Source organism: Mesorhizobium sp. P2_A12 (genome assembly GCF_056405075.1).
This window is the reverse complement of sequence record NZ_JBFUCU010000008.1, coordinates 1-22059: the sequence shown is the minus strand read 5'-3', so window position 1 is coordinate 22059 and position 22059 is coordinate 1. Positions and strand designations below refer to the sequence as shown.

The window sequence follows — 22059 nt, the reverse complement described above, 5'->3', positions numbered from 1 at the left end:
GCCGCGAAGGAATCAGGCGGCTTGGTCGATGTAGATACAGCCGGCAGGCAGCGTTTCCGTCGCCTTCAGCTTGGACGAATAGCGATAGAGCGTCGAGCAATAGGGGCAGACTTTTTCGTTGTCGTCGCCCATGTCGAGAAACACATGCGGGTGGTCGAAAGGCGGGTTGGCGCCCGTGCACATGAATTCCTTGACGCCGATGTCGATCGCCGGGTGGCCCGCATCGTTCTGAAAATGGGGAATGGAACCGCCTGCCATCGTCGTCTCCTTAACGCAGTCTCTTCTGCATCTGGATCATAACCGGCCTCTTTGCAAGTTCGATGAAATCAAACTGTCGCAAAAGCCTGTCAGAGGATAAGTTAAGCCGGTTAAGGCAATGACCCCGAAAACGGAATCGGTTTACGGAGAGGGTCAGGCCTCGCTTCAGGGCACCTGCGGCGCATCCGAGAAGGTTGCGTCACTCGGCGGCGGAGCGTGAGGGAAGAGCAGGAAAAATGAACGAACTGAAGCCGGTGCAGAGCGAATTCGTGAATGTCGAGGTGGCTCGTCCGGAGGGCGGCAACCCGGATCGCTTCGTCAACCGGGAGTTTTCCTGGCTGCAGTTCAACCGGCGCGTTCTCGAGGAGTCGCTGAACCTCAATCACCCGCTGTTGGAGCGCGTTCGCTTCTTGTCGATCTCGGCGGCCAATCTCGACGAGTTCTTCATGGTCCGCGTCGCCGGTCTTGCCGGCCAGGTGCGCGAGGGCATCACGCTGAAGAGCCCTGACGGCCGCACCCCCGAACAACAGCTCGAACAATTGCTGCGGGAGGTCGAACGGCTGCAGGAAGACCAGCAGAAGAGCCTTTCGGCGCTCATCGTGCTGCTCAACAAGGAAGGCATCGAGAGCATCACGCGTGACGCACTGACCAAGGACGAAAAGATCTGGCTGGAAGACCATTTCCAGGAGCAGGTGTTTCCGGTGCTGACCCCGCTGTCGATCGACCCGGCGCATCCGTTCCCGTTCATCCCCAATCTCGGTTTCTCGATGGCGCTGCAATTGCGCCATCGCAAGAACGGCGAAGAGATGAGCGCGCTTCTGCGCCTGCCGGTGGCGCTGAAGCGCTTCATCCGTCTGCCGGACCGCAAGCACCATGTCCGCTTCATCCCTCTGGAAGAGGCGGTCGGCCTTTACATCGGCAAGCTGTTCCCGGGCTACGAGGTCAAGGGCTCCGGCACGTTCCGCATCATCCGCGACAGTGATATCGAGGTCGAGGAGGAGTCCGAGGATCTGGTGCGCCTGTTCGAGACGGCGCTGAAGCGCCGTCGCCGCGGGTCGGTGATCCGCATCGAATTCGACGTATTGATGCCCGCCGAACTGCGCGATTTCGTTGCCGGCGAGCTAGGCGTATCGTCGAGCCGCATCAGCGTTCTGACCGGTCCGCTGGCACTCAGCCAGATTTCCGAGATCGTCGCCGTACCGCGCGACGACCTCAAGTTCACACCCTACAATCCGCGCTTTCCCGAGCGCATCCGCGAGCATGGCGGCGACTGCTTCGCCGCCATCCGCGAGAAGGACATCGTCGTCCATCACCCCTACGAATCCTTCGATGTGGTGGTGCAGTTCCTGCGCCAGGCGATGGCCGATCCGGAAGTGGTGGCGATCAAGCAGACGCTTTACCGCACTTCCAACGACAGCCCGATCGTGCGCGCGCTGGTTGATGCCGCCGAGGCCGGCAAATCGGTGACCGCGCTGGTCGAGCTCAAGGCGCGTTTCGACGAGGAAGCCAACATCCGCTGGGCGCGCGACCTGGAGCGCGCCGGTGTACAAGTCGTGTTCGGCTTCCTCGAGCTGAAAACCCATGCGAAAATGTCGCTGGTGGTGCGGCGCGAGGACGGCAAGCTGCGCAACTATGTGCATCTCGGCACCGGCAACTACCATCCGGTCACCGCGCGCATCTACACCGATCTGTCTTTCTTCACCACCGACCCGACGATTGCCCGCGATGTCGCCCAGCTCTTCAATTTCATCACCGGCTACGCCGAGCCGACGGATGAAATGCGGTTGGCGATCTCGCCGTTCACGTTGAGAAGCCGCATCTTGAAGCATGTTGCCGACGAGATTGCTCATGCGGTGGAGGGGAGGCCGGCGCGCATCTGGATGAAGATGAACGCGCTTGTCGATCCGATCATCATCGATGCGCTCTATGACGCCAGCCGTGCCGGCGTCGAGATCGACCTCGTCGTGCGCGGCATCTGCTGCCTGCGGCCGCAGGTGCCGGGCCTGTCGGAAAATATCAGGGTCAAGTCGATCGTCGGCCGCTTCCTGGAACACAGCCGCATCTATTGCTTCGGCAATGGCCATGGGCTGCCATCGGACGAGGCGATCGTCTACATCTCGTCGGCCGACCTCATGCCGCGCAATCTCGACCGCCGCGTCGAAACAATGGTGCCGATCACCAATCCAACTGTGCATGAACAGATCCTGGGCCAGATCATGCTGGGCAACATCATGGACAATCAGCAAAGTTTCGACGTATTGGCTGATGGAACCTCCCGGCGCGTCGTGCTGGAGGAGGGCGAGGAACCGTTCAACGCGCAGGAATATTTCATGACCAATCCGAGCCTGTCGGGACGGGGTGACGCGCTGAAGTCGCATGCGCCCAAGCGCATCGCGCAGTTCAAGCGCCGCAAGAAGAACGCCGCAGCGTCCACCTGATGCTGTCTGATTCCCAGGGCCGGTTACAGGACCGCCGACCGCTATCCATCATCGACATCGGGTCGAATTCGATCCGTCTCGTCGTCTATGAGGGGCTGGCGCGCTCGCCGACCATGCTGTTCAACGAAAAGATGCTGGCCGGCCTCGGCCGCGGCATCGTTTCCACCGGCAAGCTCGACCCCGAAGCGGTGACGCGCTCGATGGAAGAGTTCCGCCGCTTTCGCGCGCTCTCCGACCAGGCCGGCGCCGAGCACATGTATGTTCTGGCCACCGCCGCGGCCCGCGAGGCGATCAACGGTCCCGATTTCATCCTTCGCGCCGAGGACGTGCTCAAAACCGAGATACGTGTGATCAGTGGCCGCCAGGAAGCCTATTATTCGGCGCTCGGCGTCATTTCGGGCTTCCACCCGGCCAATGGCATCGCCGGCGATCTGGGCGGCGGCAGTCTGGAACTGGTCGACGTCAACGGCGAGGCGATCGGCGACGGCATAACGCTGCCGCTGGGCGGCCTGCGCCTGCAGGACATGGCGAAGAACTCGCTGACCCAGGCGGCCAAGATCACGCGTGACGAACTGTCGAGAGCCAAGCTGTTGAAAGGCGGGCAGGGCAGGCCTTTCTACGCGGTCGGCGGCACCTGGCGAAATCTCGCCCGGCTGCACATGGAAATGACCAATTACCCACTTGGCGTCATGCACCATTACGAGATCAGCGCCGAAAGTGCGACGAACTTCCTCAAGCAGGTGGCCAAGGCCGAGATCGAGAAGGTCAAGGGCATCGAAGGCGTTTCGAAGAACCGCCGTTCTCTGCTGCCTTATGGCGCCATCGTGCTGCAGGAGATCATGGCGGCGATGCAGCCGTCGAAGATCATCGTCTCGGCGCTCGGCGTGCGCGAGGGCTTTCTCTATTCGCTGCTCGACCAGGCCGAGCAGAAGGCCGATCCATTGATTTCGGCGTCGGAGGAACTCGCCCGGCTGCGCTCACGCTCCGTCACCCATGCGCATGAACTTGTCGACTGGACCGCCAGGACCTTTGCCGCCTTCGGCATCGACGAGACCGAGGACGAGGCGCGCTATCGCCACGCCGCCGCATTGCTGGCCGACATCGGCTGGCGCGCGCATCCCGAATATCGCGGCAAGCAGTCGCTCAACATCATCGCTCATGCGTCCTTCTTCGGCGTCGACCATCCCGGCCGTGCCTTCCTGGCACTGGCCAACGCCTATCGTCACGACGGCATCTTCAACGAAGCGATCGCGCCCGAAATCAAGGCGCTTGCTTCGCCGCGTTACCTGGAGCGGGCACGCGTGCTGGCGGCGATGATGCGCGTCGTCTACCTGCTCACGGCGTCGATGCCCGGCATCATGCCCCGGCTGAAATGGGAACAGCGCGGCAACGGCGTGCTGGCGCTGGTCCTGCCTGCATCGCTGGCCGACCTCTATGGCGAACGGCCGGCCGGCCGCCTGGCGCAACTGGCAAGGATAACCAACCGCCGGCTGGTGCTGGCCGTCGAGGGCGGCCCGAGCGTTTCGGTGAAATAGAGCGTATCGGTCAAGTAGGCCTTACGCCGAACCGCGCCCGTCGGCCGACCAGGCACCCGCGCCGGCCATCGCCAGCGCCAGGGAGCCGCCCGATATGGCGATGTCCTTCATCAGCATCTGCGAATGCAGGAAGGCGAGCATTGCGTCGTCGCCGCCCTGGCCGTAGTGGCCGATGAAACCAGCGACGATGCAGAAGGCGGCGAGCAGCAGCGCGGTGATCCGGGTCTGGAAACCGGCCAGGATGAGCAGCCCGGCGATCAGTTCGAACAAGCCGGTGCCCCAGGCTGCAAGGGTCGGCAGCGGCAGGCCGAGGCTGGCGAAATAGCCCGTCGTGCCGGCAATGTCGGAAAGCGCGTGGAAGCCGGAGGGTACGAACAGGGCGGCAAGCAGCAGCCGGGAAAGCAGAAGCAGTGCGTTTCGTGGCATGCTTACCTCCGTTGTCGGTCGAGCCGGCTGGTCCTGTTGCGTATCCGACGGTCGATCCTACCAGCAATGCGCGCGCAAATCCGGCTGGCAAATGCGGACATGGACTTGTGCACCGATAACGAAAAAGCGGCGCGGAAAAGTCCGCGCCGCTTTTGTTTTCGAATTCTGGCTGTGGATCAGCCGCGCTTGGCGTCGATCGAATAGGCGCCGGCGCCCGAGGTGGCCAGCACGATGAAGCCGCCGGCAATCCCCAGATTCTTGAGGAAGTTGATCATCTGCATCTGATCGGCCCAACCGGTGTGGGCGACCAGCGCGGTGGCGACGGTGAAGATAGCGAGCACCCAGGCGGCAATCCGGGTCTGGAAGCCGACAAGGATGGCGGCGCCGCCGAGAAGCTCGATCAGGCCGACGATGATGGCCGTCGCGGTCGGCACGGGCAGGCCGAGGCTGCCGAAATAGGCGGCTGTGCCGGCAATCGTAGTGAGCTTGCCGAAACCTGAAAGCAGGAAGATGACGGCAAGCAAGACGCGGCCGAGGAGGATGGTGGCTGAGGCATTGGAAGCGCCGGAACCGGCGACTGAAGTGTTGATGGACATGGTGGCTCTCTCTGGGAAGGGTTCAATACAGCCCAAATAGAGCAAGCCGACTGTTCACCAAAGCCGCCAGACTGGCGACACATTGTTCACAGTACTTACGTTTCCGTGATCGGGCGACTTACGCAAAATTCGCGTCGAGTGAGGCCGCGACGCGAGTAATTTTTCCCGTCGCCAAATCTCTTACCCCGGATGCGTCATGTCCTCCGGCCGCACCAGCCGGTCGTAGTCGGCTTCGCTGACCAGCCCGGTGGCCAGCGCTTCCTCGCGCAAGGTGGTGCCCTTCTTGTGCGCGGTCTTGGCGATCTTGGCGGCATTGTCATAGCCGATGGTCGGCGCCAGCGCCGTCACCAGCATCAGCGAACGGTCGAGTGCCGCCTTGATGTTGTCCTCCCGCGCCTCGATCCCGACCACGCAATTGTCGGTAAAGGAGACCGAAGCGTCGCACAGCAACTGTACCGACTGCAGGAAGTTGTAGGCCATCAGCGGGTTGTAGACGTTGAGCTCGAAATGGCCTTGGCTGCCGGCGAAGGTGAGTGCGGCATTGTTGCCGAACACCTGCACGCAGACCTGCGTCATTGCCTCGCACTGGGTTGGATTGACCTTGCCCGGCATGATCGACGAGCCGGGCTCGTTTTCCGGCAGCGACAGTTCGCCGAGGCCCGAACGCGGGCCGGACCCGAGGAAGCGGATGTCGTTGGCGATCTTGAACAGCGCGGCGGCGCAGGCATTGATGGCGCCGTGCGAGAACACCATGGAATCGTGGGCTGCCAGCGCCTCGAACTTGTTCGGCGCGGTGACGAAGGCGATGCCGGTGATGGCGGCGATACGGTCCGCTACCCTTTCGGCGAAGCCGACCGGCGCATTGAGGCCAGTGCCGACGGCGGTGCCGCCCTGCGCCAGTTCCTGCAGGCCGGGCAGCGTCAGCTCGATGCGCTTGATCGACGAGGCGACCTGTGCGGCATAGCCCGAGAATTCCTGGCCGAGGGTGAGGGGGGTGGCATCCTGCGTGTGCGTGCGGCCGATCTTGATGATGTGGGCGAATGCCCGGCTCTTGGCGTCGAGCGCCTTGTGCAGGTGCTTCAGCGCCGGCAGCAGGTCATGCACGATGCGCTCGGCGCAAGCGATGTGCATCGCCGTCGGATAGGTGTCGTTCGACGACTGGCTCATATTGACGTGGTCGTTGGGATGCACGGGCTTCTTCGAGCCCATGACCCCGCCCAGCATCTCGATCGCCCGGTTGGAGATCACTTCGTTGGCGTTCATGTTGGACTGCGTGCCCGAACCGGTCTGCCAGACGACCAGCGGGAAATGATCGTTGAGCTTGCCGTCGATCACCTCTTGCGCCGCCTCGATGATCGCCTTGCCGATTGCCGGGTCGAGCCGCTTCAGTTCCATGTTGGCTTCCGCCGCCGCCCGCTTGACGACGCCGAGCGCGCGCACGATCGATGCAGGCTGCTTTTCCCAGCCGATCTTGAAATTGCCAAGCGAACGCTGTGCCTGCGCGCCCCAATAGCGATCGGCGGCGACTTCGATGGGGCCGAACGTGTCGGTTTCGGTTCTGGTCTTTGCAGCAGTCACGGGTCTCTCCTTGTCGAAGTCGGCAACGGCGTATCGCGTTGCACAAACGGCTTCAAGCGGAGATTGCGGGCGGGACGGATGCAAATCGGTTGAAGCCTTCACCCCTCGACGGGAGAGCGGGGGCACTCACCCAGCCGTGTAGCCGCCGTCGATCGCAAAGATGCCGCCGCTGGTCCAGGCGGCCTCGTCGCTTGCCAGATACACCGCGATTCCGGCCAGATCGTCGGGGCGGCCGATGCGGCCGAGCGGATAGCTGCGCTCGACATAGGCGCTTAGCTCCACCTTTGCCTCGGCCGGCAGGGTGTCGACCGTCCTGCGCCGCATGGCGGTGTCGACAGTGCCGGGCGCGATGGCATTGACGCGGATGCCGCGCGGGCCGAGTTCGAAGGCCAGCGATTTGGTCAGCGAGTTCACCGCGCCCTTCGACAGGGAATAGAGGCTCGACGGCCGCTTCGGGATCATCTTGTTGGCGAAGTAGGACGAGATGTTGATCACCGACGCGCCGGCTGCCAGATGCGGCAGCAGAGCCTGGGTCAGGAAGAACACCGCCGTCACATTGAGCGCGAAGGATTGCTGGAACTGCTCCTCGCTGACGGTCTCGAACGGCACCAGGAAAGCCACCCCGGCATTGTTGACGAGGATATCGAGCGGCCGACCGGAGTTTTTCACGTGCCCGGCCACGGCTTCGATGCCAGCGCTGGTGGCAAGATCGGCCGACAGCGTCTCGACATTGCCGCCGAGCTGCCTGGCGGCGGCGTTGAGCTTTTTGGTATCGCGGCCGACGATCAGGACGTCCGCACCCTCACGTGAAAAGGCCTCGGCAATCGCAAGGCCGATGCCGTCCGATCCGCCCGTAACCAGCGCGTGCTTGTCGTGAAGTCTCATTCTACGCTCCGAGGCAGCTTGGCCATCGAGAGCACCGCATATAAGCGGTTGCGGTCAAGCCATCGACCTATCCGACGGTATGAACTTCGACCGCCGGCTCTCGCACGGGCGCCCGAATGGCAAGCCGCCCTGCGACAAAATTCTTGACTTGGCGGACCGCCTGTTCGCGCGAGACGCTGCCCGGCTGCAGGCCGAGCCGCAGCCAAAGCCCGTCGATCAGCGCGGTGACGCCAAGCGCGATGTCGTCGGCATCCGCCGGCGAGGCAAGGCCACGCAGGCCGGACAACAGGTTCGAGCGCATGCGCGCGTGGATCACTCTCTGGATACGCGCCATCTTCTCGTCGCGCGGCACCTCGGCGCAGAGCGAAAGCCAGGCATGGCAGAGAGGAGGCTGAAAAAGATGCGGTTCGAAATTACCCTCGATCACGGCATCCATGCGCTCCATCGGGGTGATCGCCCGGCGCAGTCGCGCGATCACCGCCTGGCACAGGACGGCGTTGGCTTCGCGCATCGCGTGCTCGAACAATTCCTGCTTGTTGCGGAAATAGTGCAGCACGATTCCCTTCGAGGCGCCGGCCTGGGCTGCCACCTTTTCCAACGTCGCGCCGGCAATGCCCTCGCGCTCCAGCACCGCGAACGCCGCCTGCCGCAGTTCCTTGCGGCGTATCTCGCTGAGACGCTTGAGTTTCAAGGGATTGATCCATGCATTGCGATTCCACATTGACATTTTCGTCCGTCCAGATCAACAATTGACCAATGGGACAATAAAAAGACCAATAGGTCAATTTTTGAAAATGAGGAGAACCGAAATGTTCCGCATCCTTGCGAATGGCGTCTGTCTCGCTGCCCTGGCGTTGGCCTGTCATGCGGCTGAAGCGGCCGAGGCCGAACAGTGCAGGGCGGTCCGTATGGCCGAACCCGGCTGGAACGATCTGGCCTTCACCACCGGCGTTGCCAATGTTCTGCTGGGTGCACTCGGCTACCAGCCGCAGAGCTCGGTGCTAGGCATCAACGTCATCTATGAAGGCATGAAGAACAACGATCTCGACCTGTTCCTCGGCTATTGGAATCCGGCGATGGTCACCTACTACGAGCCCTACAAGAAGGATGGCTCGGTCGAAGACGTGCGCGTCAATCTGGAAGGTGCCAAATACACCTTTGCCGTGCCGACCTACGTCTGGGACGCCGGCGTCAAGGATTTTGTCGACCTGCACAAGTTCGCCGACAAGTTCGGCAAGAAAATGTACGGCATCGAACCTGGGTCGAACCAGCTGATGATGGATGCCATTGCCGATCCCTCGCTTGGCCTAGACGGCTGGCAGGTGGTCGAGTCGAGCGAAGCCGGCATGCTGTCGGAGGTCGGCTATGAGATCAAGGAAAAGCAGTTCATCGTCTTCCAGGGCTGGGCGCCGCATCCGATGAACACGATGTATGATTTCAAATATCTCACCGGCGGCGACAAATTTTATGGCCCCAACCTCGGTGCCGCGACGGTGACCACACAGGTGCGCAAGGGTTATCTGCAACAGTGCCCGAATGCCGGGCAATTGTTGAAAAACCTCGCCTTTGACATCGATTTTGAGAATGTCGGCATGGGCTACCTGATCAATGACGGCATGAAGCCGGAAGAGGCGGGGCTGAAGGCGATCAAGCTGAACAAGGATCGTCTGGACACCTGGCTTGCCGGCGTCACCACATTCGACGGCAAGCCCGGCCTTGCGGCGGTCAAGGAAAAGCTTGGCCTGTGAGACCGGCAGCATTTGACGCCTTGCCGAATGCATGGGCCGAACAGGACGGCTGGGCTGGCCGCAAGCAATTCGTCAACAGAGGCGACCTCGACATCGCCTATGTCGAGGTCGCCGGCGCCGAGCCGGCGCTGCTGTTGGTGCACGGCTTCACCGACACCAGCCGCAGCTTTTCGCTCCTGGCGCCGCATCTGGCCGGCCGTCGGCTGGTTATGCCGGATCTGCGCGGCCATGGCGGCTCGCAAACTGGCAAGCGCTTTGGCATTGCTGATTTCGCAAGTGACATTGCCGGATTGATCGTCCACTTGCGGCTTGACCGGCCGGTGGTCGTCGGCCATTCGCTGGGCGCCATGGTGGCTATCGCGTTGGCTGCGCGGCATGAAGAGCTCATCGGCGGGCTGGTGCTGTTGGCCGGCACATTGAAGCCCGACCTGACGCAGAACCATCCACTGGTCATGGGCGTTCAGGCTCTGCGCGACCCGATATCGCCGGACGACCCGTTCTATGCCTGGTGGCATGCCTGCCGGCCTGGCGTGCCCCGGGCCTTTCTCGCTGGCCTGGCGAAAGACGCCTCGGAGATGCCGGCATCACGCTGGCAAGCGACCCTGAAGGAAATTCTCCGCGCCGATCTGAGCGGGGCTGCGCGAGCCGTGCAGGCTCGAACGCTGATCATCGCCGGCGCGCACGACCCGCTGTTCGGCGAGGCGCATCAGCAGGCGCTGTTGGATACCCTTGCTGGGGCAAGCCTCGTGCACGCCGAGGAGTGTGGCCACAATCCTCATTGGGAGGATCCGGCCTTTGTTGCCAACGCCATCGGTAAGAGTTTCGGGTTCGATTAGCGCCCGAACAACGCGCGTGCCGGTGGCACGTCCTGCCGGGCTTCGGCACCGTCTCCATCCTGATCAAGCGAACTTTTGTCCAAGTCGCGAACGCGAGGTCGGGGACAGACGCAATGTCTCGGTTGGTCGGGTCAGATCCTGCCGGGCAGCTTGCCAAAACGCCTTCCAAGCATGCGAACCGGCAAATTTGGCCTCATGGCCGGCGTGTGTTTGCGGGCTGTCAAATCCCATGACGCTGATGAAGACGTTTTCGCTGGCCCGTACCGGCAGGCGCGGAAAGCTGTTTTCGGCATGCTCGGTGATGAACGCGGCGAGCAGGCGCGCGCCGGGCGCGGTCATCAGCGGCACCATTTCGGTCTCGAAGCGATTGGCGAAAATGGCCTCGGCGCCGGGCCGCAAATGATGAATCTGGATCACAACAATGGCCGACAGGGGCTTGTTCCGGTTTGATTTTTTGTCAGCGGTCAAGCCTGCCCGTGGTGTGCCCGAGAGGTCGAAACCGGCGCCTGGCCATGCCGGCTTGAGGAGCAACACATCGTCGGAATCGATCATTGTCGCATTGGCCGCATTGCTGTGCGCCGCCCAGACCGGCCCGCCATAAAAGGCGGTCAGTGCATGCTTGCGCGCGTCCATGCCGTCGAAACCGCGCATCCAGACGAACATGTCCGGACGATCGAGATCCCGGAACTGGCCAATGATGGTCATCCCGGCATCCTCCTGGCCCTCGATCAGTCTGCCGTCGAAGATGTCGATGAGCGTGTCACGCTTGCCGGGCTTCAGCGTGTATTGCCGCAGCTCGACCACAGGCGAGGCGAGCACCGCGGGTTGCGGCGTGGCATTCAGGGGCAGGTTCATCCGTCAGTCTCCAAAAACAGGGCGGTTGTCCTGTTCATAAACAGACCGGTTGTCCTGTTTTGTCAACATGCTATTGTTCGGCAATGTTAGCAGAGATCACAACGCGACCGAGGCTTCGGTCGCGAAAACGCGTCAACGACCCCGAAGGCATGCGCAGCAAGGTGCTCGATGTCGCGGAGGCGGCGTTTCAGGCGCGCGGCTATCATGCCTCCAGCCTCGGCGACCTGATGGCGGCGGCAGGTGTCAGCGGCGGCGCGCTGCATCACCATTTCCCGACCAAGAAGGCGCTGGCACTGGCGGTGATCGACGAGCGTGTGGCCGCAGCGGTCGAAGTGACATGGATCGCGCCGGTGCGGGCGGCGGCCTCGGCACGCGAGGGTGTGCGCGCGGTGTTCGAGGCCGTGGCGGCGGAACTGGAACAGCAGGGTTTCGTGCGCGGCTGCCCGCTCAACAATCTGGCGCATGAACTGTCGCTCGCCGATCCCGATTTCCGGACGGCACTTGCCACAATCTTTTCGGCGTGGCGCCAGGCGATCGCCGACAAGATCAGGGACGACCAGCAGGCGGGCAAGGAGCAAGGCACCGATCCCCAGCGCTTTGCAGCACTTGCCGTAGCCACATATTCCGGCGCCATGTCGATGGCCAAGACGGCGCAGGATGCGGGTGTGCTGCGCGACTGCCTGCCGGCGCAGGGCGAGGCTTGGAAATGATCCCGAAACGTGATCGAGCAGTTCTGTCACGCTGTTGTCGCGATGTCACGCGTTGAACTGGACGGCCGGCCGCTCTCCATGCTGAAATTCACCTCATGATGAATCGCCGCTCGCCTGTTTTGTTTTCTCGACGCAGCTTTCTGGCCCAGGCCGCGGGATTTGCCGCGGCCGGCGCGTTGTCGTGCCCGGCACGCAGCCAGACCGGGCAGCGGGTCCAGCCGATCGACGCCACCTTCCTGTTCATCGCAGATGTCCATGCCTGTCGCATGGCGAGCGGCTTGAGCCCCAACTGCCAAAAGGAAGGCAAGACCGACGCCGCGCTGCTGCGCAACATCGCCGCGCTGAACGGCCTCGGCGACAAGGATTGGCCGGCCGAGATCAACGGCGTCGCCACCGGCCTGCGTTCCGCCGGCAGCCGTATCGGCACGCCGCTTGGCCTCGTCGTCGGCGGCGACATCACGGACGATGGCGGCGGCCAGATCACCCAGCCGAGCGAGGGCACCCAACTGCTCCAATTCAGCCAGCGCTACCAGCAAGGCGTCGGTTCCGATCGCGTGCATGTGCCTGTCTATGTCGGGCTCGGCAACCACGATCTCGACCAGAACGGCCCGCCGCACCATGTCGACTGGTACCGGCGCGAAATGCGCGACTATGTCGAGGTCAATCACCGCGCCGGCGTGTTCTTCAAGCCGCCGGTGCCGGCCACCGACTACGACGTCGACACCGATTGCTATTCCTGGGACTGGGGCGGCCTGCATCTCGTGCAGACGCATCGTTTCGCCGGCGACACCGGCCACGGCGCCGACAGCAGCCTGCCATGGCTGAAGCAGGATCTGGCGACCTACGCGGCGGATGGCCGCCCGGTCATCCTGTTCCAGCACTATGGCTGGGACACCTTCTCGATAGAACGGTGGGATGCCGCCAAAAGGACGTATGACGATGACGGTGCCGGCGCGCCGCACTGGTGGAGCGAGGCCGACCGGCAGGCCCTGCTGGCGGCGCTGAAGGGCTACAATGTCGTCGCCATCTTCCACGGCCACAAGCACGACACACCGCTGATCTACCGCGGCGACGGGCTCGACCTCATCAAGCCGAAGGCCGCTTATATGGGTGGCTTCGCGCTGGCCAGGGTGACCAGCGACGCCATGGACGTGGTGCTGGGCGAGGCGACCGGTGATCATGGCGAGATTGCCTTCACCGACGCCTTCAGCAAGGACTGGAGTACATGAAAAAGGCGGCTCTGATGGCCGCCTTCCCAGACAAAAGCGATACCCGGTGCGGGATCAGAACGCCTTCTTGACCTTGTCCTTCACGTCGCCATAGGCCTTCTGCACCTTGCCGGCGATCTTGTCGGCCGTGCCTTCGGCCTGGGTCTGCCTGTTGCCGGTCGCCTTGCCGGCAGCTTCCTTGACCGAGCCTTTGACCTGCTTGGCCATGCCCGCGACCTGATCCTTGTTCACCATTTTCCGCATCTCCTGGGAGTTTGAATTCGGGAATTCGTCCGCGGAGGCTAACGAGCCGGCGTCGGTTAGGTTCCAAGCTTCCCCAGCCGCGGATCAAAGTTGCGCAACCGCTTTCGGCGGTAAGGCTGGCAGGCTAGGCTGCAATGACGCGCACGCCAAAAGGACTTCAGGACAATCGTGCGCGCGGGGAGAAAAATGGCTGAGTTCACACTCTATATCGGCAACAAGTGCTTCTCCTCATGGTCGCTTCGGCCCTGGGTGGCGATGAAGCATCTGGAGATTCCGTTCGAGGAGGGGTTCGTGCGGCTGCGCACGGCCGAGACCGCTGCCAATCTCGGCAAGATTTCGCCGACCGGGCTGGTGCCGGTCTTGAATCACAATGGCAGGATCATCTGGGAAACCCTTGCCATCCTTGAATATCTTGCCGACCTGTTTCCCGAGAAGAATCTCTGGCCGGCCGATATCGGCGCCCGCGCGCTGGCGCGCTCCGTTGCGACCGAGATGCATTCCGGTTTTCGCGAGGTCCGCTATGGCTGGCCGATGAATTTGCGTCGCCCGAAAGGCCACAAGCCGCTCGACGCCGAGGGCGAGGCGCAGCGGGAGCGCATCGAGACGCTGTGGCGCGAGTGCCGGGAAAAACATGGCAGGGGCGGCCCGTTCCTATTTGGCCATTTCACCGCGGCCGACGCCATGTATGCGCCCATCGTCACCCGCTTCGACACCTATGGCGGTACCCTGGCGCCAGATATCAGAGCCTATGTCGATGCGGTGCTTTCAACGCCTGCAATGCGTCACTGGTACGCGGAAGCCGCCAAGGAAACCTGGCCCGAGCCCGGTCCGCACGAACAGGATTGACCTGGCTTGCGGCTTCGAGCCTCGCAACCGCAAATATGGTTTCAGGCGATGCGGCTGAGGGGCGCCTGTCGGTCCGGCCAGTGCTGGTCGAGGAAGTCGGCCACCCCTTCCGCGATTGTCTCCCAACCCGGCTCTTCCAGCAGCCAGCGGGTATGACCCTCGCGGATGTCGGCGGCAACGCCAGGCGTGTTTGGCTTGGATCGAGGCAGGCTCCACACTCACCCGGAGTCGGCCGCGAGCGGGAATTGACCGGAGAGGCAATACGGCATAATACGTAACCAAATGGATACGTATCATGCCGCAGGCTGACCCCGACCGTTCCGTTTTCCGCGCAATTGCCGATCCGACGCGGCGCGCGATCCTCGACCGCTTGCGGCAGGGGCCGGCGCCTGTCAACGAACTCGCCTCGGCCTTTTCGCAGAGCCGGCCAGCGATCTCCAAGCATCTCAGGGTCCTGCGCGAGCTGCGGGTCGTCTCCGAACAGAAGTATGGCCGCGAGCGGCTCTACCGGCTGGAGCCGGCTGAGTTGAAGGACGTGGCCGACTGGATCTTGCCCTATCGCGATTTCTGGCAAGCGAGCCTCGGCAACCTGAAATCCTACCTGGAGAATGAATGATGGCCAACAACGACAGACCGCGCGCCATCGCCGATGTGTCGGCGGGCACGATTCTCGCCACGGTGACGATCGCGGTGCCGCCCGAGCGAGTGTTTCGCGCGTTGACGGCGGACGACCAGATACCGCTCTGGTGGGGGGCGGACGAACTTTACCGGACGACGAAACACACCGCCGACTTGCGGCCGGGCGGGGCGTGGCGATCAGAAGGCAAGGGGGCCGACGGCCAGGACTTTCATGTCCAGGGCGAGTATCTCAAGGTCGAGCCGCCGCACCTTCTGGTGCTGACGTGGAAAGCGCCGTGGGACGGCGACAACGTCACCACCGTGACCTACATGCTCGAGGCGGTGGATGCCGGAACGCGGCTGACCTTACGCCATGAAGGGTTTGGCGTCCGCCAAGGCGCATGTCGCGATCACGGCTCCGGCTGGGAGCGCGTGCTCGGCTGGCTGACCACTTTCCTCACCGATGAAGCCGGCAGCAAGCCGCAAGGCGTGTTCCACTGCCGGCTGATCCCGCCTCGGCCCGACTTTGCCTTCACCCTGACCGATGCAGAAAAAACACTGATGAAGCAGCACTCGGACTTTTTGCGCGGCAAATTGGGTGAGGGGGGTGTCATCCTGTTTGGGCCGGTCGCCGATCCTGCCGGTCCCTGGGGGCTCGGTATCGTGCGTGCCGTCGATGAGGCCGCCGTCCGGGCGCTGACCGAGGCGGACCCGACGGTTCGTTCCGGGTTGGGCTTTCGATACGAGATCCTGCCGATGATGACCGCCGTGATGTGAGGGCAAAAACAAAAACGCCCCTCGCGCCTTTTATCGCGCGGGAGGCGTCTTTTGCCGTCAACCTTTCCTTCGATTGCTCTCATGAACTGCTGACGACACAGCTAAAATGCACCGGCGCCGATCTGGTTCCCGGCAGGTTGCGTTTTTTTGGAGCGGCGGCGTTTCGTTTCCTTCTCGCCGGACAACTTTGCGCCTGATCTCGATGGCGGCTAAACCAGAAATTGACACGGCGCAAAAAGAAGCCTACAAGAATTTCGTCGATATTTGTTTGACCGACTTTTGTTATCCGCGCACACATGCGCGCCTTTGACGAACTTCCCCATCAAAAATCGAGACAAAAATCGTTGTGCATTCGCACCGCGATTAACGAATATTTGCCATGGAAAGGGTTCGTCATGAGCACCGGCACAGTTAAATGGTTCAACGCCACCAAGGGTTTTGGTTTTATTCAGCCTGACGACGGCTCGGCCGACGTTTTTGTCCACATCTCGGCCGTAGAACGCGCCGGCATGCGCGACATCGTCGAGGGCCAGAAGCTCGGCTACGAGATGGTCCGCGACAACAAGTCGGGCAAGATGTCCGCCGACCAGTTGAAGGCGGCCTGAAAACAGAATTCAGCCTTCCCGGTGACCACGGATGTACTGGCACCGGTGAATGGCGAATTCGGGCGCATGGCCGCGGAGACTTGAGTTTCTACGGCATGCGCATGTGAAGGGCGTTGCCTTGCATCCATTGGATGCGCGGCGCTCTCATGGGGAGGTCAGGCGGTGCCTGGCCTTTTTCATTTTGCGCGTCTTGCCGCCGAAAGTGCACTGCGCGTCGGCCTGAACGTGCTAAGGGACGCTCCAGCAATTTGAATCTGCTGCCGTATTGCTTTGTGCGTGGTCCTGACCGAAGACCCGGTCTCGCCATGTCTGCACCAGCTCCTGACAGGAGAAAGATTTTGACCGCCAATTCGAAGACAGCCCCTGATCAGGCCGTGTCCCTGTTCAGCAAGACGCAGACCCAGTCGATGTCACTCAACCGAATCATTTCCGAGCGCGATGCCGTCAGCGAGGCGCGGGAAGCCAAGACCGCGCGGCTGCGCGAACAGCGCCTGGAGAAGGAGGCCGATGAGATGGCCGCGGCCGCGGCTCTCGCCGCTTTGCCGAAACGAGTCGGAAAACGCTGATGGCCACCAAGCGCGTCCCGCCTACGCCGATCGCGACCGATGCGACCATTGCCGACATGGTCGAAGGCCTCGACAAGCCGGTCGAATATGTCCGGCGCGTGCTGGAAAAACTCGAACGCTGCAAGCGTGCCCATGGCGACGCCCAGGTGCGCGTCGGCGTGCGTGGCCGGGCTGAGTGCCCGAACTACCTGATCGAATATGTCCGCGAAGACACCAAGACGCATGAGCGGGTGACTTATCAGGATGCCGCCTACAGCGGCAGCACGCATCGCGAACTGGCGCCCCACCACATCGAGGCGGTGAAGAACTGGTCGCCCGAGGAAATGAACATCACGGCGGTTTCGGCGCTGATCGGCCGCTTGCGCAATCCGCGCGCTCCATCATCGCGTTTCGCCGACGAGGACTGACATGGCCATAAAATTCTCCGCCAAGGACCAGCCTGCAACGCCAGCTGCTGCAAAACCGGCCAAGCCGGTTGCGGCGCCGAAAGCCGGCGAAGCCGCGACCGATCTGTTCAAGTCGCCGGTGGATGCGCCAAAGGGCAAGACAGGCAAGAAGAAATAACACCTTGCCGCAAGACGCCGATCACAACCCTGCCGAGCCGGGACTGTTCGCCTTGGTGGCCGCTGCAAGTCTTTCGTCGTCGCAACGCAGCACCGGCCCTGTCTTCGACTGCCAGAGCTGCGGCGCCTGCTGTTCCTATTCGGCGGAGTGGCCGCGCTTTTCCACCGAGGATGACGCCCAGCTCGACCGCATCCCGGAAAAATATGTGGCGGCCAACTTGTCCGGCATGCGCTGCGATGGCGTGCGCTGCTCGGCGCTCTCCGGCGAGATCGGCAAGTCGACCGCTTGCGGCATCTATGAAGTCCGCCCGGATGTCTGCCGCGCCTGCATGCCGGGCGACGACGATTGCCTGATGGCGCGCCGCGCGCACGGATTACCGACGTCTTAAAGTCTTTTTTTCGCGCAGGTTGTCGCAAAACCGCTGCGCACTCTTGGACGACACGCACCGGCGCCGACTTCCGGCGGCTTGTGTGTAACCTCCTTGCTGGCTACGCTGCGACAGGGCAGGGCGCCGGAGGAAACCACCGTGAGCATCGAATTTCTGTTGACGTCGCTGATCGTCGTGGCTTCGCCCGGCACCGGCGTTCTCTATACGCTGAGCGCCGGCCTTTCGCGCGGCGCGCGCGCCTCGATCATCGCCGCGTTAGGCTGCACGCTGGGTATCATTCCGCACATGGCGGCCGCCATCACCGGTCTTGCGGCGCTGCTGCACACCAGCGCGGTTGCCTTCGAGACGCTGAAATACCTCGGCGTCGCCTATCTGCTATACATGGCCTGGAACACACTGAAGGAGAAGGGTGGCCTGAGCGTCGAGCAGGATGTGACGCCGCGCTCCGCCGGCAAGGTGATTGCCACCGGCATCCTCGTCAACGTGCTCAATCCGAAACTGTCGATCTTCTTCTTCGCCTTCCTGCCGCAATTCGTCAGCACCACCGAACCCAATGCGCTGTCGAAGATGCTGGAGCTCAGCTCCGTTTTCATGCTTTTGACCTTCGTGGTTTTCGTCGGCTACGGCATCTTCGCCGCCTCGATCCGCAGCCATGTCGTGTCGCGGCCGATGGTGCTGACCTGGATGCGCCGGACCTTCGCCGGCGCCTTTGTCATGCTCGGCGCAAAACTGGCGTTGGCAGACCGGTAGCGGCGACCGGGCGAGGCGACTATCCCTTGACGTATCCCATCGCTTCGACGATCAGCCCGTCCTCGACGCGCATCAGATTGATGCCGCGGATGGAGTTGCCGTCGGCGAGCCAGTAGCGCCAACGGATCGTCGCCCGTTCGCCCGCAACGAATGTCTCTTCAAGGTCGAATCGCGTGCCGGGCTGGGTGGCGATCGCCGACCACAGCTGGACGCATGCCTCCCGACCGACATGACGGGCGCCGTCCGGTGCCGGCACGGTGTTTTCGATCACGCAGTGTTCGGCGACCAGGCCGGGGAGTGCCGACGGGTCATGCAGCTGGAACACGTCGTTGAAGCGCTGCATGATTTCAGCTGTCTGCCTGGACTGTTCGTCCGGATGAACGGTCACGATGCTGTCCTGTTTCATCTCATCCTCCTGATTTCATTGTTGCGTAGCGGCGGTCGCGACGAGCTCGGCTTTCAGCGTGATGGTTGCCACGCCGGCCAGGGCGCGCGACACAAGGCATGCCGCTTTCGCCGTTTCCGCTAGGTTCTGGAACTCGTCCGGGGCAATGCCGGGGATCTCGGCTTGGGTCTCAATTTCGATGCGGGTGATCGTCGGCCCGGCAGCGGTTGCGCCGAGATGCACCTTGGCGATCGTGCTGATGCTTGTCGGGATGTACTTGGCGCCGCCCAGTGTGGCGCTCAAAGCCATCGAGAAGCAGCCGGCATGCGCTGCCGCAATCAATTCCTCCGGGTTCGTGCCGGGACCGTTTTCGAACCGCGACGGGAAGGAATAGGCGCCTTCGAACGCGCCGCTGCCGAGCCGTAGCCGGCCTGAACCTTCCTTCAGCGTGCCTTGCCACTCGGCCGAGGCTTCACGAATTGTCATTGTCTGCACTCCTTTGGTTGTGAGAAATGGATGGGTCAGGCGCAGTCGACGACCACTTTCCCGAAGACGTCGCCCTGCTGGAAATAGCGGTACGCAGCGCCGGCCTCTGTGAAGGCAAAGACCTTGTCGATGATGGGCCGCAGCTTATGCTGTGAGACAGCGCGCAGCATGGCTTCGAGATTGGACCGGCTGCCGACGAAAAGGCGGCTGATGGTAGCGAGGCTGCGCTGGTAGAGCGCTGCCGGCATCTCGATTGACCTGCCTTGCTGGTCCTGCAACGTCAGCAGCACGATGTGCCCGTAGAGCGTGCTGGCGATCAGCGATTGCGCGAATGTCGCCGGGCCGCCGGTCTCGATGACGAGGTCGATGCCGCCGGTTTGGTCGCGGACAGCCGCACCCCATTCGGGCATCTCCGATGTCGAGATCACAAGGTCGGCGCCCAGCGCCCGCAGCCTGTCGGCCTTCTCGCGGCGAGAGGTGACGGCGACGACGCTACAGCCGAGCAGCTTGGCGAACTGCAGCGCAAACAGCGAGACGCCGCCCGAGCCGATGACCAGAACCCACTGCCCAGGCTTCGGAATTCCGGCGCCTGTCACCGCATTCCAGGCGGTCAGGCCGGCGCAGGTCAGCGTTGCCGCCTCATGCCAGTCGAGATGATCCGGCAAGCGCACCGCCCATTGTTCGTCAAGAACGGCATATTCGGCCAGCATGCCATCCAGCGTGCAGCCGAGCTGATCGATGAGCCCGGCGTTGATACGGCCGTCGACCCAGCGGGCGAAATAGCTACCGGTCACACGATCGCCAACGGCAAAGCGGGTCACGGCATCGCCGATGGTGACGATCTCGCCAGCTCCGTCGCTGAGGGGAACGACGCCCTGGCGCGGCGTCAGCGGATAGGTGCCGTTGAGGATCATCGTGTCGCGCCGGTTGAGCGAGGTGGCGCGAACGCGCACCACGATCTCATGCGGTTTCGGCTCCGGCCGCACCTCGTTGCGCATCACCAGGCACTCTGTCCCGCTGGATCCTTCAAGACGATAGGCGTGCATGTCGGCCTCTCCCATAATATGTAGACTGATCTACATATTATGTAGACCGATTGTCATATTCGATACAAGACCTATAATGATGCCTGCTGACAGAGGTTGACATGGCCAACGACACCCGCACCCGCATACTCGAGACGACTGCGCTGCTGCTCAGGCAGCGCGGCTATCACGGCACGTCGCTCAACGACATATTGAGCGCCAGCGGTGCGCCGCGCGGCTCGCTCTACTTCCATTTTCCCGGCGGCAAGGACCAGCTGGTCATCGAGGTGACGCGTGACAGCGTCGACAAGGTGACGCAAAGGCTGGGCGAGGCGCTGGCCGCCGAGCAGGATCCGGCAGTGGCCGTCCACCATATCTACCAGGAGGTCGGACACATGCTCGAGGAGAACCAATTTACGCTCGGCTGCCCGATCGCACCCGTGGTGTTGGATTCGCCGACGGATGTGCCGGAGCTGGCCGAATTGTGCCGGTCGGCCTTCGAGCAATGGATCGGATTGCTGCGAGAGGCTTTCGTCAGGGCAGGGGTGCCCGAGCGCCGCGCGCATGCCTTGGCGTTGCTGGTCGAATCGTCGCTGGAAGGGCTGATGGTGATCGCGCGCGCCACCCGCGACCGCGCCCCGTTGCAGGCGGTCGCGGACGAAGTCGCGGCACTGATTGAAGGCGCGGTGCTGGCTGGAGAGGCACGGCGACGCGCGGATGCCGCCGTCTGAGGCCGATCGAGGCACTGCAATCAAGGCGGGATGCCAAACAAAAAGGGCGCCTTTCGGCGCCCTTTCCATAAGCTTAGCCAGATTGGCTGGATTAGAAGTCCATTCCACCCATGCCGCCCATGCCGCCGCCGCCCATGCCGCCAGGCATGCCGCCGCCAGCCGACTCCTTCTTCGGAGCCTCCGCGATCATGGCTTCGGTGGTGACGAGCAGGCCGGCGACCGAGGCCGCGTCCTGGAGAGCCGTGCGCACGACCTTGACCGGATCGACGATACCCATGGCGATCATGTCGCCATACTCGCCGGTCTGGGCGTTGTAACCGAAGGTCGCGCCCTTGTTCTCAAGGATCTTGCCGGCAACGATCGATGCTTCCGCACCGGCGTTGGCCGCGATCTGGCGGGCCGGAGCCTGCAGTGCACGACGAACGATGTTGATGCCAGCGGCCTGGTCGGCATTGGCGCCGGTGGCCTTGATGTTGGCCGAAGCGCGCAGCAGTGCGACGCCGCCGCCTGCAACGATGCCTTCTTCCACGGCCGCGCGGGTCGCGTTGAGGGCGTCATCGACGCGGTCCTTCTTTTCCTTGACTTCGACTTCCGTCGCGCCGCCGACGCGGATCACCGCAACGCCGCCCGCGAGCTTCGCGAGACGTTCCTGCAGCTTCTCCTTGTCGTAGTCTGAGGTGGTCTCTTCGATCTGCTGCTTGATCTGGGCGACACGGCCCTGGATCTCGGCCTTCTTGCCGGCGCCGTCGACGATGGTGGTGTTCTCCTTGGAGATCGACACCTTCTTGGCGCGGCCGAGCATGTTGAGGCCGACGTTCTCGAGCTTGATGCCGAGGTCTTCCGAAATGACCTGGCCACCGGTAAGGATGGCGATGTCTTCCAGCATGGCCTTGCGGCGATCACCGAAGCCCGGCGCCTTGACGGCGGCGATCTTCAGGCCGCCACGCAGCTTGTTGACGACCAGCGTGGCCAGAGCCTCGC

The 22059-nt window shown here is 62.8% G+C and carries 29 protein-coding genes; 16 read left to right on the top strand and 13 right to left on the bottom strand.

Annotated elements, in window-relative coordinates:
• Positions 1-12 precede the first annotated feature (12 nt).
• Entirely contained in the window at positions 13-258 is a 246-nt protein-coding gene (locus tag AC1DZU_RS18600; RefSeq protein ID WP_095086137.1) for a zinc-finger domain-containing protein, read from the bottom strand.
• Between the two features lie 236 nt (positions 259-494).
• Here AC1DZU_RS18600 and AC1DZU_RS18595 point away from each other — a divergent pair, with 236 nt between their 5' ends.
• Positions 495-2696: an RNA degradosome polyphosphate kinase gene (locus tag AC1DZU_RS18595; RefSeq protein ID WP_477287110.1), complete on the top strand. Its 2202-nt coding sequence runs from the start codon at positions 495-497 to the stop codon at positions 2694-2696.
• A complete protein-coding gene (ppx, locus tag AC1DZU_RS18590; RefSeq protein WP_477287108.1) occupies positions 2696-4231 on the top strand; it encodes an exopolyphosphatase in 1536 nt (511 codons plus the stop codon). Before AC1DZU_RS18595 ends, ppx begins: the two co-directional genes overlap by 1 nt.
• 21 nt (positions 4232-4252) lie before the next feature.
• On the opposite strand, the gene AC1DZU_RS18585 is transcribed toward ppx, so the two are convergent.
• The 5 genes from AC1DZU_RS18585 to betI form a co-directional block, all read right to left on the bottom strand.
• Entirely contained in the window at positions 4253-4657 is a 405-nt protein-coding gene (locus tag AC1DZU_RS18585) for a DoxX family protein (protein ID WP_477287106.1), read from the bottom strand.
• Between the two features lie 176 nt (positions 4658-4833).
• Positions 4834-5253, bottom strand: a complete 420-nt coding sequence (locus tag AC1DZU_RS18580; RefSeq protein ID WP_184871071.1) for a DoxX family protein — start codon at positions 5251-5253, stop codon at positions 4834-4836.
• Positions 5254-5433: 180 nt separating this feature from the next.
• Positions 5434-6831 carry a class II fumarate hydratase gene (gene fumC / locus AC1DZU_RS18575; protein WP_477287103.1) on the bottom strand — a complete coding sequence of 466 codons (1398 nt, stop codon included), beginning with the start codon at positions 6829-6831 and terminating at the stop codon, positions 5434-5436.
• A gap of 126 nt (positions 6832-6957) precedes the next feature.
• The gene (locus AC1DZU_RS18570) at positions 6958-7716 is read right to left on the bottom strand and encodes an SDR family NAD(P)-dependent oxidoreductase (protein ID WP_477287101.1); all 759 of its coding nucleotides are present in this window, start codon (positions 7714-7716) and stop codon (positions 6958-6960) included.
• Positions 7717-7783: 67 nt separating this feature from the next.
• Positions 7784-8443 (bottom strand): choline-binding transcriptional repressor BetI, encoded by a 660-nt coding sequence (betI, locus tag AC1DZU_RS18565; RefSeq protein WP_477287099.1) that lies wholly within the window; start codon positions 8441-8443, stop codon positions 7784-7786.
• Between the two features lie 82 nt (positions 8444-8525).
• On the opposite strand from betI, the gene choX reads away from it, so the two are divergent.
• Positions 8526-9464 (top strand): choline ABC transporter substrate-binding protein, encoded by a 939-nt coding sequence (gene choX / locus AC1DZU_RS18560; RefSeq protein ID WP_477287097.1) that lies wholly within the window; start codon positions 8526-8528, stop codon positions 9462-9464.
• Positions 9461-10300 (top strand): alpha/beta fold hydrolase, encoded by an 840-nt coding sequence (locus AC1DZU_RS18555; protein WP_477287095.1) that lies wholly within the window; start codon positions 9461-9463, stop codon positions 10298-10300. Before choX ends, AC1DZU_RS18555 begins: the two co-directional genes overlap by 4 nt.
• Positions 10301-10363: 63 nt before the next feature.
• Here the strand turns inward: AC1DZU_RS18555 and AC1DZU_RS18550 are convergent, their stop codons facing one another.
• On the bottom strand, positions 10364-11155 hold the full coding sequence (locus AC1DZU_RS18550; protein ID WP_477287093.1) for an NIPSNAP family protein: 792 nt from the start codon (positions 11153-11155) through the stop codon (positions 10364-10366).
• Positions 11156-11304: 149 nt separating this feature from the next.
• Here AC1DZU_RS18550 and AC1DZU_RS18545 point away from each other — a divergent pair, with 149 nt between their 5' ends.
• Both AC1DZU_RS18545 and AC1DZU_RS18540 read left to right on the top strand, forming a co-directional pair.
• On the top strand, positions 11305-11865 hold the full coding sequence (locus AC1DZU_RS18545; protein ID WP_477287091.1) for a TetR/AcrR family transcriptional regulator: 561 nt from the start codon (positions 11305-11307) through the stop codon (positions 11863-11865).
• Between the two features lie 95 nt (positions 11866-11960).
• A complete protein-coding gene (locus AC1DZU_RS18540) occupies positions 11961-13094 on the top strand; it encodes a metallophosphoesterase (RefSeq protein WP_477287089.1) in 1134 nt (377 codons plus the stop codon).
• A gap of 54 nt (positions 13095-13148) precedes the next feature.
• On the opposite strand, the gene AC1DZU_RS18535 is transcribed toward AC1DZU_RS18540, so the two are convergent.
• On the bottom strand, positions 13149-13337 hold the full coding sequence (locus tag AC1DZU_RS18535; RefSeq protein WP_477287088.1) for a CsbD family protein: 189 nt from the start codon (positions 13335-13337) through the stop codon (positions 13149-13151).
• A 186-nt stretch (positions 13338-13523) separates the two neighbouring features.
• On the opposite strand from AC1DZU_RS18535, the gene AC1DZU_RS18530 reads away from it, so the two are divergent.
• Positions 13524-14183 carry a glutathione S-transferase family protein gene (locus tag AC1DZU_RS18530; protein ID WP_477287086.1) on the top strand — a complete coding sequence of 220 codons (660 nt, stop codon included), beginning with the start codon at positions 13524-13526 and terminating at the stop codon, positions 14181-14183.
• A gap of 41 nt (positions 14184-14224) precedes the next feature.
• On the opposite strand, the gene AC1DZU_RS18525 is transcribed toward AC1DZU_RS18530, so the two are convergent.
• Positions 14225-14401: a hypothetical protein gene (locus AC1DZU_RS18525; RefSeq protein ID WP_477287084.1), complete on the bottom strand. Its 177-nt coding sequence runs from the start codon at positions 14399-14401 to the stop codon at positions 14225-14227.
• Between the two features lie 77 nt (positions 14402-14478).
• On the opposite strand from AC1DZU_RS18525, the gene AC1DZU_RS18520 reads away from it, so the two are divergent.
• From AC1DZU_RS18520 to AC1DZU_RS18485, 8 genes are all read left to right on the top strand, one after another.
• On the top strand, positions 14479-14799 hold the full coding sequence (locus tag AC1DZU_RS18520) for an ArsR/SmtB family transcription factor (RefSeq protein WP_095086102.1): 321 nt from the start codon (positions 14479-14481) through the stop codon (positions 14797-14799).
• The gene (locus tag AC1DZU_RS18515) at positions 14799-15578 is read left to right on the top strand and encodes an SRPBCC domain-containing protein (RefSeq protein ID WP_477287081.1); all 780 of its coding nucleotides are present in this window, start codon (positions 14799-14801) and stop codon (positions 15576-15578) included. Before AC1DZU_RS18520 ends, AC1DZU_RS18515 begins: the two co-directional genes overlap by 1 nt.
• 395 nt (positions 15579-15973) lie before the next feature.
• On the top strand, positions 15974-16183 hold the full coding sequence (locus AC1DZU_RS18510; RefSeq protein WP_010915421.1) for a cold-shock protein: 210 nt from the start codon (positions 15974-15976) through the stop codon (positions 16181-16183).
• A gap of 338 nt (positions 16184-16521) precedes the next feature.
• Complete coding sequence (locus tag AC1DZU_RS18505; RefSeq protein WP_095086096.1) at positions 16522-16749, top strand: hypothetical protein; 228 nt, start codon at positions 16522-16524, stop codon at positions 16747-16749.
• Positions 16749-17156, top strand: coding sequence for a hypothetical protein (locus tag AC1DZU_RS18500; RefSeq protein WP_477287079.1), 408 nt, complete (start codon positions 16749-16751; stop codon positions 17154-17156). The genes AC1DZU_RS18505 and AC1DZU_RS18500 overlap by 1 nt, the downstream gene beginning before the upstream one ends.
• Before the next feature lies 1 nt (position 17157).
• On the top strand, positions 17158-17313 hold the full coding sequence (locus tag AC1DZU_RS18495) for a hypothetical protein (RefSeq protein ID WP_457150660.1): 156 nt from the start codon (positions 17158-17160) through the stop codon (positions 17311-17313).
• 4 nt (positions 17314-17317) lie between these two features.
• On the top strand, positions 17318-17701 hold the full coding sequence (locus AC1DZU_RS18490; protein ID WP_477287077.1) for a YkgJ family cysteine cluster protein: 384 nt from the start codon (positions 17318-17320) through the stop codon (positions 17699-17701).
• 138 nt (positions 17702-17839) lie between these two features.
• On the top strand, positions 17840-18451 hold the full coding sequence (locus tag AC1DZU_RS18485; RefSeq protein WP_477287075.1) for a LysE family translocator: 612 nt from the start codon (positions 17840-17842) through the stop codon (positions 18449-18451).
• A 19-nt stretch (positions 18452-18470) separates the two neighbouring features.
• On the opposite strand, the gene AC1DZU_RS18480 is transcribed toward AC1DZU_RS18485, so the two are convergent.
• Genes AC1DZU_RS18480 through AC1DZU_RS18470 form a run of 3 tightly spaced genes read right to left on the bottom strand, consistent with a single transcriptional unit; the run spans position 18471 to position 20368 of the window.
• On the bottom strand, positions 18471-18857 hold the full coding sequence (locus AC1DZU_RS18480; RefSeq protein ID WP_477287073.1) for a nuclear transport factor 2 family protein: 387 nt from the start codon (positions 18855-18857) through the stop codon (positions 18471-18473).
• A 15-nt stretch (positions 18858-18872) separates the two neighbouring features.
• Positions 18873-19322, bottom strand: coding sequence for an OsmC family protein (locus AC1DZU_RS18475; protein ID WP_477287072.1), 450 nt, complete (start codon positions 19320-19322; stop codon positions 18873-18875).
• Between the two features lie 35 nt (positions 19323-19357).
• Positions 19358-20368, bottom strand: coding sequence for a zinc-dependent alcohol dehydrogenase family protein (locus AC1DZU_RS18470; RefSeq protein WP_477287070.1), 1011 nt, complete (start codon positions 20366-20368; stop codon positions 19358-19360).
• Between the two features lie 101 nt (positions 20369-20469).
• Between AC1DZU_RS18470 and AC1DZU_RS18465 the strand changes: the two genes are divergently transcribed.
• Entirely contained in the window at positions 20470-21078 is a 609-nt protein-coding gene (locus AC1DZU_RS18465) for a TetR/AcrR family transcriptional regulator (RefSeq protein WP_477287068.1), read from the top strand.
• Positions 21079-21169: 91 nt separating this feature from the next.
• On the opposite strand, the gene groEL is transcribed toward AC1DZU_RS18465, so the two are convergent.
• Positions 21170-22059 (bottom strand): chaperonin GroEL (gene groEL, locus AC1DZU_RS18460; RefSeq protein WP_477287066.1); only part of this gene is annotated, 890 nt, incomplete at its 5' end.